At 58.1% G+C, this 9,838-nt stretch carries 7 protein-coding genes, 3 tRNA genes and 2 pseudogenes; 10 read left to right on the forward strand and 2 right to left on the reverse strand.

Annotated features, from left to right (window positions below):
- Nucleotides 1-19 precede the first annotated feature (19 nt).
- The 8 genes from K5D32_RS15800 to K5D32_RS15835 all read left to right on the forward strand — a co-directional run bounded on the left by K5D32_RS15800 (nucleotide 20) and on the right by K5D32_RS15835 (nucleotide 6,378).
- On the forward strand, nucleotides 20-607 hold the full coding sequence (locus tag K5D32_RS15800; RefSeq protein WP_025260989.1) for a CvpA family protein: 588 nt from the start codon (nucleotides 20-22) through the stop codon (nucleotides 605-607).
- A 12-nt stretch (nucleotides 608-619) separates the two neighbouring features.
- Nucleotides 620-2,128 (forward strand): amidophosphoribosyltransferase, encoded by a 1,509-nt coding sequence (purF, locus tag K5D32_RS15805; RefSeq protein ID WP_025260988.1) that lies wholly within the window; start codon nucleotides 620-622, stop codon nucleotides 2,126-2,128.
- A 19-nt stretch (nucleotides 2,129-2,147) separates the two neighbouring features.
- On the forward strand, nucleotides 2,148-3,359 hold the full coding sequence (locus K5D32_RS15810; RefSeq protein WP_221600958.1) for an O-succinylhomoserine sulfhydrylase: 1,212 nt from the start codon (nucleotides 2,148-2,150) through the stop codon (nucleotides 3,357-3,359).
- A gap of 11 nt (nucleotides 3,360-3,370) precedes the next feature.
- A complete protein-coding gene (locus K5D32_RS15815; RefSeq protein WP_221575625.1) occupies nucleotides 3,371-4,135 on the forward strand; it encodes an SDR family oxidoreductase in 765 nt (254 codons plus the stop codon).
- Nucleotides 4,136-4,524: 389 nt separating this feature from the next.
- Entirely contained in the window at nucleotides 4,525-5,796 is a 1,272-nt protein-coding gene (locus tag K5D32_RS15820; RefSeq protein WP_221600960.1) for a family 16 glycosylhydrolase, read from the forward strand.
- A gap of 175 nt (nucleotides 5,797-5,971) precedes the next feature.
- Nucleotides 5,972-6,047: transfer RNA gene (locus K5D32_RS15825), tRNA-Val, on the forward strand.
- A 55-nt stretch (nucleotides 6,048-6,102) separates the two neighbouring features.
- Nucleotides 6,103-6,179, forward strand: a tRNA-Asp gene (locus K5D32_RS15830).
- Between the two features lie 122 nt (nucleotides 6,180-6,301).
- Nucleotides 6,302-6,378 (forward strand) — tRNA-Asp (locus K5D32_RS15835).
- 129 nt (nucleotides 6,379-6,507) lie between these two features.
- Here the strand turns inward: K5D32_RS15835 and K5D32_RS15840 are convergent.
- Nucleotides 6,508-7,386, reverse strand: a complete 879-nt coding sequence (locus K5D32_RS15840; protein ID WP_221575627.1) for an MBL fold metallo-hydrolase — start codon at nucleotides 7,384-7,386, stop codon at nucleotides 6,508-6,510.
- 106 nt (nucleotides 7,387-7,492) lie between these two features.
- Between K5D32_RS15840 and K5D32_RS15845 the strand changes: the two genes are divergently transcribed.
- Together K5D32_RS15845 and K5D32_RS15850 are read left to right on the forward strand one after the other, a co-directional pair.
- The gene (locus tag K5D32_RS15845; RefSeq protein ID WP_221575628.1) at nucleotides 7,493-8,395 is read left to right on the forward strand and encodes a LysR family transcriptional regulator; all 903 of its coding nucleotides are present in this window, start codon (nucleotides 7,493-7,495) and stop codon (nucleotides 8,393-8,395) included.
- 149 nt (nucleotides 8,396-8,544) lie between these two features.
- Nucleotides 8,545-9,282, forward strand: a pseudogene (locus K5D32_RS15850) (DUF2242 domain-containing protein); the annotation flags it as partial.
- 70 nt (nucleotides 9,283-9,352) lie between these two features.
- On the opposite strand, the pseudogene K5D32_RS15855 reads toward K5D32_RS15850, so the two are convergent.
- Nucleotides 9,353-9,838, reverse strand: a pseudogene (locus K5D32_RS15855) (threonine dehydratase); the annotation flags it as partial.

Here is a 9,838-nt window from a genome sequence, read left to right on the forward strand (position 1 = left end):
TCAGTCTGTAGGCTGCACCGTGCCATTTACTCCGGTTGACTGGGCGATTATCGGAATTGTCGCCATTTCCGCTCTGATCAGCATCAAGCGCGGCTTCGTCAAGGAAGCCCTGTCTCTGCTGACCTGGATCATCGCGGGCGTCGTGGCCTGGATGTTCGGTGCGGGGCTGTCCCTCTATCTGGTCAATTACATCGATACACCTTCAGCCCGCGTGATCGCGAGCTGCATCATTCTGTTCGTCGCCACATTGCTGGTCGGCGCCATGGTCAACTTTCTTATCGGCGAACTGATTCGCGTCACCGGGCTTTCCGGGACCGATCGTTTTCTGGGTATGGTCTTCGGCGCTGCGCGCGGAGGGCTGCTTGTCGTGGTAGCGGTCGGGCTGCTGAGCCTGGGCCCTGTACAACAGGATCAATGGTGGCAGGAATCAAGGCTGCTGCCGCAATTTCTCATGGTTGCTGACTGGTCGAAAAACCTGATTCTCGGGATGTCCAGCCAGTGGCTCGCCAGCGGCATCAGCATTCCTGCTGAGCTGCCGTTCAAGGAGCAGATCCTGCCGGCTACCATGCCGCAGGAAGTGCTTGGTAAATCAAGTTCCACTAAGTAGGGGTTGTGTCGCATGTGTGGCATCGTCGGTATCGTCGGTAAGTCGAACGTCAATCAGGCGCTGTATGACGCGCTTACCGTCCTCCAGCACCGCGGCCAGGACGCTGCCGGTATCGTGACCAGTCATGAAGGCCGGTTATTCCTGCGCAAGGACAATGGCCTGGTGCGTGATGTGTTCCATCAGCGCCATATGCAGCGTCTGGTCGGGCACATGGGCATTGGCCATGTGCGTTACCCGACCGCGGGCAGCTCGACTTCGGCCGAAGCCCAGCCGTTCTACGTCAACTCGCCTTACGGCATCACGCTGGCGCACAACGGCAACCTGACCAACGTCGAGCAACTGGCAAAGGAGATTTACGAATCCGACCTGCGCCACGTCAACACCAGCTCCGACTCGGAAGTGCTGCTCAACGTCTTCGCCCATGAACTGGCAGTGCGTGGCAAGTTGCAGCCTACCGAAGAGGATATCTTCGCGGCCGTGACTGACGTGCACAACCGTTGCCGTGGCGGCTATGCCGTGGTGGCGATGATCACCGGTTACGGCATTGTCGGTTTCCGCGACCCTGACGCCATTCGTCCTATCGTGTTCGGCCAGCGTCATACCGACGAAGGCGTCGAGTACATGATCGCCTCCGAAAGCGTGTCCCTGGACGTGCTGGGCTTTACCCTGATTCGCGATCTGGCGCCGGGTGAAGCGGTCTACATCACTGAAGACGGCAAGCTGTTCACCCGTCAGTGTGCGGCCAACCCCAAATATGCTCCGTGCATCTTCGAGCACGTCTATCTGGCGCGCCCCGATTCGATCATCGACGGTATCTCGGTCTACAAGGCGCGTCTGCGCATGGGCGAGAAACTGGCGGACAAGATCCTGCGCGAGCGCCCGGATCACGATATCGACGTGGTCATCCCGATTCCGGACACCAGCCGTACCGCTGCGCTGGAGCTGGCCAACCACCTGGGCGTCAAGTTCCGCGAAGGTTTCGTCAAGAACCGTTACATCGGCCGTACCTTCATCATGCCCGGTCAGGCTGCACGCAAGAAGTCCGTGCGCCAGAAGCTCAATGCCATCGAGCTGGAATTCCGCGGCAAGAACGTGATGCTGGTGGACGACTCCATCGTGCGCGGCACCACCTGCAAGCAGATCATCCAGATGGCTCGCGAAGCGGGCGCCAAGAATGTCTACTTCTGTTCGGCTGCGCCAGCAGTGCGTTACCCCAACGTCTACGGCATCGACATGCCGAGTGCTCACGAACTGATCGCCCATAATCGCTCCACCCAGGACGTTGCCGACCTCATCGGTGCCGACTGGCTGGTCTATCAGGATCTCACCGACCTGATCGAAGCGGTCAGCGGCAGCAAAAAGATCAAGATCGATAACTTCGACTGCTCGGTGTTCGATGGCAAATACGTCACCGGCGACATCGACGAGCATTATCTGAACAGGATCGAGCATGCGCGCAACGACGCTTCCAAGGTAAAAAGCCAGGCAGTGAGCGCTATTATCGATCTGTACAACAACTAATCGAGCAAGGAGTGACGGCATGACTCAGGAATGGGATGCCGGTCGGCTGGACAGCGACCTTGAAGGCGTGGGTTTCGATACCCTCGCCGTACGTGCCGGGCAACATCGCACGCCGGAAAGCGAGCATGGCGATCCGATGTTCTTTACCTCCAGCTACGTATTCCGCACGGCTGCCGATGCAGCCGCGCGTTTTGCGGGCGAGGTGCCGGGTAACGTCTATTCGCGTTACACCAACCCGACAGTGCGCTCCTTCGAGGAGCGCATCGCCGCTCTGGAAGGCGCAGAGCAGGCCGTTGCCACGGCAACCGGCATGGCCGCGATTCTTTCGGTGGTCATGAGCCTGTGCAGCGCGGGTGACCATGTACTGGTGTCGCGCAGTGTGTTCGGTTCGACCATCAGTCTGTTCGAGAAGTACTTCAAGCGTTTTGGCATCGAAGTCGATTACGTACCTCTGGCGGACCTGTCCGGCTGGGATGCGGCAATCAAGAGCAATACCAGGATGCTGTTCGTCGAGTCACCGTCCAATCCGCTGGCCGAGCTGGTAGACATCGCCGCACTGGCAGAAGTCGCCCACGCCAAGGGTGCGCATCTGGTGGTGGATAACTGCTTCTGCACGCCGGCACTGCAACAGCCGTTGCGCCTGGGTGCGGATATCGTTGTTCACTCGGCCACCAAGTTCATCGATGGCCAGGGCCGTTGCATGGGCGGTGTGGTTGCTGGACGCAGTGGCCAGATGAAGGAAGTGGTCGGCTTCCTGCGCACTGCCGGGCCGACGCTGAGCCCGTTCAACGCCTGGATTTTCCTCAAGGGGCTCGAAACCCTGAGCCTGCGCATGCGCGCTCATTGTGCCAATGCCCAGGCCGTTGCCGAGTGGCTTGAGCAGCAGGATGGCATCGAGAAGGTTCACTACGCCGGGCTCAAGAGCCATCCGCAACATGAGTTGGCCCAGCGTCAGCAAAAGGGTTTCGGGGCGGTGGTGAGTTTCGAGGTCAAGGGTGGCAAGGAAGGCGCATGGCGTTTCATCGATGCCACTCGCCTGATTTCCATCACTGCCAACCTGGGTGACAGCAAGACCACCATCACTCATCCGGCGACCACGTCCCACGGTCGCCTGACGCCTCAAGAGCGTGAGTCGGCAGGCATTCGTGACAGCCTGATCCGGGTTGCGGTCGGCCTGGAAGACGTTGCTGACCTTCAGGCTGACCTGGCACGCGGTCTGGCGGCGTTGTGAGCGATTGGGCGATGAAATTCGCCAGTACCAACAACGGCCGTGTGGCTCTGGTGACCGGAGCGGCACGCGGGATCGGCCTGGGCATCGCTGCCTGGCTGATCACCGAGGGCTGGCAGGTGGTGCTGGCTGACCTTGATCGTGCCCGTGGTGCGAAAGTGGCCGGTGTGCTGGGTGACAATGCCCTGTTCATTGCCATGGACGTTGCCAGTGAGGATCAGGTAGCCGCGGGTGTGGCCGAAGTGCTCAGGCGCTTTGGTCGCCTTGATGCGCTGGTGTGCAATGCGGCCGTTGCCGACCCCCATAACACCACTCTCGAAAGCCTCGATCTGTCTCACTGGAATCGAGTGCTGGGTGTGAACCTCAGCGGTCCGATGCTGCTGGCCAAGCATTGTGCGCCCTATCTGCGCGCTCATTGCGGCAGCATCGTCAATCTGAGCTCGACCCGTGCCAGACAGTCCGAACCCGATACCGAGGCCTACGCGGCGAGCAAGGGCGGTCTTCTGGCCCTGACTCATGCACTGGCCATCAGTCTCGGTCCGGAGATTCGCGTCAACGCCGTGAGTCCTGGCTGGATCGATGCGCGGGATCCTTCCCAGCGTCGTGCCGAGCCGTTGACCGATGTCGACCATGCCCAGCACCCGGCGGGGCGTGTAGGCAGCGTGGAGGATGTCGCTGCGATGGTTGGCTGGCTGCTGTCGCGTCATGCCGGTTTCGTTACCGGGCAGGAGTTCGTGGTGGACGGTGGTATGAGCAAGAAGATGATTTACGCCGACTGAGTCCCGATCACCGCGGTTCGCGACCAGGATCGCTCCTATCCCATTTGCCGCATGCCTATTTGCGGCATGCTGGCCTTGCCCGGTACGGCAGGAGCGAGCGGACGGCTATTCGCTTTGCTTACGAAGCACGGACGAGGTCATGGTGCTGCCAGGCGGCGAGCATCACTGATCGTCCCTGGCGGCGCTCAGGGCCTCCGTTTGTCTTGGCTGTGTTGAAGACCGTTGTTGTTCGGAGCAGCATCGGTGCAGGGGCGAAGACGCGGCTGTACTGCGATGAATGGCATTCCCCGGAGTTGTCGATTTACCGGTAGTTGATACACCGTTTGAACGGTGAACGACGAACAGTTGAATGGACTCACGTACGGTGAATAACAATGGAAATGTCAATCATGGCAGGCCTCAGAGCGCTATCTGTAGCGGTACTGAGTGCAATGCTCAACCCTGTCTTCGCAGTATCTCCAGCTGTCCAGGCATTACAGGACCAGGATGCCAGTGATGCACCTGCACCCGCGCAGATCGAGTTTCCGGATCGGGTCAGGACCGGGCTTGTCAACGAACGCGCTGGGTCCAGGTTGTGCATGGACCTGTCCGCCAATAACCAGGTCGTGATTTTCAATCCCTGCGATCAATCGGTCAGGCAGGCATGGATCATCGAAAAACAAGTGGGTGAGCTCAGCACGATCAAGAACGTAGGTGCCGGCGATAACCTGTGTCTGTTCAGCTCGACCGATGCCAGTGTCGTCAACATGACTGCCTGTAACAGCGAGAACTACACCTCGCACGTCTACTGGACCCGGATACTAAGGCCCTCCGGTATGTATTCATTGGTCAGTAAAGTGCAGAACGACTACGGTCGACTTGGCGAGCTGGCCCTGCGCGCCGACAACAGTTTGACCGTTACAGACCCGGATGCAGCATCGGGAACGTGGGGCTGGCAACTCAATGGTCGGCTGCCTGAGGGTATCGCTTCAACGCCGATCTTCGCTGACGAGTTCGAAGGCGATCAACTGGATGGCGCCAAATGGAGTCATCGGTTACCGGGCATTCGTAACAACTGCAAGAATATTCCGGAAACGGTCAGCGTCAGGTCAGGGTATCTCACCATCAAAACCTACAGTGGGCTGAGCAACGGGATACTTCAGAATTACTGCGGCATGATTTCCACGGCTGACACTTTCCTTTCAAGCCAGGGTTACTGGGAGGCGTCGGTCCGGTTCAAGCGGGCTTTCGGTGTACAGGTTGCTTTCTGGGTTCAAACCCCAGCCATGGAAGTGGGCAAGCCGGAGCAGGGCGTTGAGATTGACGTCTTTGAGCATGGGTCTGGTGCAGAAAGTAAAAACTATAACCATGCCATTCACTGGGATCTCTACGGGGAGCATCACAAGTATTGGGCCTGGGCCGGGTTACTGGATAGTCTGGACGACGGGAAGTTTCACAGGTTTGGCGTGTTGTGGGGCAGGGACCGGTATGAGTTCTATGTGGATGGGGTCATGACGAAAACGGTGCCACCTTCGGTCGCGCCGATTTCACTGGGTGACGAATTAGTCATCCTGAGTTCCGAAGTGCCCAGGCAGTTTCCTCCTGAGGGGTTCGGTGACCAGTACAGCGCTCAGACCGATTTCAACGTCGACTATGTCAGGGTTTATCCATTGAGCGACTGACCGCCTCAATGGATTCGCGAAAGGTTCTTCACAAATCAGACAGGAGCAGGCTCTCTCGTGCCCCGGCCCAACCTCGAATGCTGAATCCCTATTTTAAGTTTTTTGGAAAAAATTCAATGGGGGTATTGACTTAGGTACGGTAGGTGCGTAAATTTCGCGGCCTCAGCGAAGCAAAGGGTGATTAGCTCAGCCGGGAGAGCATCTGCCTTACAAGCAGAGGGTCGGCGGTTCGATCCCGTCATCACCCACCATCGTTGAGTCTGGAAGCTGTTTCACGAGGGCTTTCAGGATTGAAGCAACACATGCGCAGCGGTAGTTCAGTCGGTTAGAATACCGGCCTGTCACGCCGGGGGTCGCGGGTTCGAGTCCCGTCCGCTGCGCCATATTATCCAGATCCGGTTTTCCGGGTCCGGGATTGAAAAACCAGATGGTTGTTCAATCAGGCAGTGATTCAAACTACCGAAAGTTTGTTTCAGGTCGATTAAAAGAGTTTCACAAGCGATACGCAGCGGTAGTTCAGTCGGTTAGAATACCGGCCTGTCACGCCGGGGGTCGCGGGTTCGAGTCCCGTCCGCTGCGCCATACAAAGCTTCAAGGCCTTGAACTCCTTGAAGCAAAAGAAAAAGCGACCTTGACCGGTCGCTTTTTTTTTTGCCTGCGATTCATGCAAAAAAAAGCTGCGCTCATTACAAGCGCAGCTTTGTCATTCATTCACCACTTCATTTCGCCCTTGGCTACTTTGGCACTCAACTCCAGTGAAGATTCTTCACCCAGTTTCGGGTAATGAGCTTTCATGGCCTTGATCAGTGCTGCGGAATCCTTGGCCTTGGCGGTTTCGGCATCGAAGGTCTTGATGTAGTTCGCGGTAAAGGCGGGCGCCTGTTCCGATTTCAGTTCGCCACTCAGGAAATGACCGGGAACGATGGTTACAGGTTTGAGCTTCTCGATGGTGGCCAGTGTTGCCAGCCAGTCCTGATGCGACTTGGTGCTCTGGGTGTCGGCCATCCACACATGAATGTTATTGGCCAGTACCACGCCGCCGATCACCGCCTTGATGGACGGCACCCACACGAACGTCCGGTCAGGCTGCGGGCCGTCAAGGCCGACGATCTGCAGGTCCTGGCCTTCAAGCTTCAGATTGTTGCCCTGAATGACTTCGGGAACGATGATCTTGCTCGGTGCGCCATCGCCCAGCTTGGGTCCCCAGTAGGCCAGCTTGCCTTCCATGGTTTCCTTGATGTGAGCGACGGTTTCGGCGCTGGCAACGACCTTGGCTTTTGGGTAGGCCTCGGTAATGGTTTGCAGGCCGAAGTAATAATCCGGGTCGCCATGGCTGATGTAGATGGTGGTGAGGTTCTTGCCGCTCTTGCGGATCTTCTCCACGACCTGTTCGGCCTGAGGCTTGCCAAACTGTGCGTCCACCAGGATTGCATCTTTCTCGGCAGTGACCAGTACCGATGACACCGGGAAGATGGCCTCGGCTCCCGGGTTGTAGACATCCAGCTTCAACGGCTGGGCCGCCAGGCTGGTGCCAGCGAAGCTGAGCAGGGCGATGCTGGCAACAAAGCGTCGTGCAAATAGCGGTAGCATGAAAATCTCCATCCGGGCTGTATTGAAAGAAGGCCAGATTAGTTGAGATTTATAGTCTGAAAAACGCTAGATTAGGCCCATATTTGTTGCGTAAACCGGTCGAATAATGGACAAATTACAGGCCATGCAGGCTTTCGTCACAGTCGTCGACTGCGGCAGTCAGACTACGGCAGCGGACAAGCTCGGTCTTTCACGACCGGTTATCTCCAGATTGCTCGCCGAGCTTGAAGAGTGGACCGGTGCGCGGTTGATGCACCGTACGACCAGACGACTGAACCTGACTGCGGCGGGTGCCGAGGTTCTGCCGCTGTGTCGGCGCATGCTCGACCTGGCAGACGACATGCGCGCTGTTGTGGCTGCGCCCGAGAGTGAGCCCAAAGGCTTGCTGCGCATTACCTCCAGCACCTCGTTTGGCCAGTCCCAGCTCACCCAGGCCGTCACCGAATTTGTGGGGCGCTACTCCCAGGTGCGTATCGACATGGTGTTGCTTGATCGCACGGTGAATCTGGTGGATGAAGGGCTGGATCTGGCGATTCGCATCACCAACGACCTGGACCCCAACCTGATTGCCCGCCGCCTGACGACCTGCCGGTCGGTGGTCTGTGCTTCGCCTGCTTATCTGGAAGAGCATTCGATCCCTGACAGCCTTGAAGACCTGGCCTTGCACAACTGCCTGACCCATACCTATCACAGCAGCAGCCTCTGGCATTTCACCCGCAAGGGCGTGCCCCATAGCGTGGCAGTGAAGGGCAATCTCAGCACCAATGACTCCATCACCACTCTGCAGGCGGCTCTTTGCGGAGCGGGCATTGCGCTGCTGCCAACCTATCTGGCTGCGCCGCTCATCAAGAGCGGGCGCCTGGTGCCGTTGCTGATGCGCTATGAGCCCATGGAAATGAGCATTCATGCGGTCTACACCTCCCGCAAACATATGTCATCGGCCTTGCGGGCGCTGCTGGATTTCCTGGCCGAACGCTTTGCGCCTGAACCGGTGTGGGATCTGGCTTGATGCGGCTCGCCACGCCTCGACACGAAAGTTTTGTCATTTGTATCAGCATCTTTTCACTGTCTGCGTTGATCCTGTGCTGGCCTTGTTGCAGACTTACCGACGTTTTCCCGCTACAGCCCTGCTGACAGCTATCTTCCCCAGGATCCTCGATGTTTAAGTTACTGAACCTTCGTACCGCATGCTGGACGTCCGTCCTGCTGGTCATGGCTGGCTGTTCGTCGCCCAAGCAGGCTGTTTACGATCACGAGCATTTCGATGACGCCGGGACTTTCTCCAGAAGCTATCCGGCCAGCGATGATTCGTCCTGTGAAGCGGGGCGGCGTGCATTGCTGAGCCAGGGCTACATCATCACCAGCAACGATCCGAAAATGATCAGCGGGCGCAAGAGCTTCCAGCAGACGGGCGAGACGCATATCGAGATCAGCTTCAATCTGGTTTGCGCAGCCGATGTAGGGGGCGCTGGTTCAACCATGTTCGCCAACGCCCTGCAGGACCGTTACGCGCTGAAGAAGACCAATAACTCGGCCAGCCTGGGTGTGGGCGTGCTGGGTTCGGTATCGATGCCGATCGGCTCGACCGACGATTCCATGGTCAAGGTTGCCAGCGAAACCGTTGCTTCGGCCAAGTTCTATGAACGCTTCTTTGCGCTGGTGGAAAATTTCCTGCCGCCAGAAGTGAAGCAGGCTGCGCATATCGTCGAGAAGCCCAAGGCTGATCTGGGTGTGCCTGAAGTCGCTCCAGCGCCAGTTCCGGCACCGGCCCCCGTAGCGCCTCAACCGGTCGAGGCTGAGCCAAAAGCCGAAACTGTTCCGCCTGAGTCTCCTGCTACGCCTGTCAGCAGCGAACCTGTTGCTGCACCTGCGGAGCCAGCGACTTTCAGCGCTGAAGATCAGTAATCCCGTAGGAGCGAATTCATTCGCGAAAGGCTTCGCGAATGAATTCGCTCCTACAGTTTGTTTACCCCATAAAGAGCTTGTACGCCGGATTCTGGCTCTCATCCCAATACGGATAACCAATCTCGTCCAGCGCTGCACCCACCAGATGCCGTTCTTCTTCCGGCACCACCAGCCCGGCCACCACGCGGCCATCTGCTGCGCCGTGGTTGCGGTAGTGGAACATCGAGATGGTCCAGCGCCCGCCCAGTTTGTTCAGGAAGTTGAACAGCGCACCTGGCCGCTCCGGAAACTCGAAGCGCAACACCACTTCATCGCTGACCCGCTCGGCATGGCCGCCGACCATATGGCGGATATGCAGTTTGGCCAGTTCGTTGTCGGTCAGGTCCAGCACCGGGAACCCTTGTTCTGTCAGGCTTGAAATCAAGGCGCTGCGCGGGTCGTTGTCCGGGTGGGTCTGCACGCCGACGAAGATATGAGCCTCGCGGTCGGTGTGGTAGCGATAGTTGAATTCGGTGATCTGGCGTTTGCCGATGGCCTGGCAGAACGC

Source organism: Pseudomonas cichorii (genome assembly GCF_019719005.1).
Classification (GTDB): domain Bacteria; phylum Pseudomonadota; class Gammaproteobacteria; order Pseudomonadales; family Pseudomonadaceae; genus Aquipseudomonas; species Aquipseudomonas cichorii_E.

Excerpts from the sequence above, each read along its gene's own strand:
- purF (WP_025260988.1), top strand. The coding sequence starts at position 620 with ATGTGTGGCATCGTCGGTATCGTCGGTAAGTCGAACGTCAATCAGGCG.
- K5D32_RS15810 (WP_221600958.1), top strand. The coding sequence starts at position 2,148 with ATGACTCAGGAATGGGATGCCGGTCGGCTGGACAGCGACCTTGAAGGC.
- K5D32_RS15815 (WP_221575625.1), top strand. The coding sequence starts at position 3,371 with ATGAAATTCGCCAGTACCAACAACGGCCGTGTGGCTCTGGTGACCGGA.
- K5D32_RS15820 (WP_221600960.1), top strand. The coding sequence starts at position 4,525 with ATGGCAGGCCTCAGAGCGCTATCTGTAGCGGTACTGAGTGCAATGCTC.
- K5D32_RS15840 (WP_221575627.1), bottom strand. The coding sequence starts at position 7,386 with ATGCTACCGCTATTTGCACGACGCTTTGTTGCCAGCATCGCCCTGCTC.
- K5D32_RS15845 (WP_221575628.1), top strand. The coding sequence starts at position 7,493 with ATGGACAAATTACAGGCCATGCAGGCTTTCGTCACAGTCGTCGACTGC.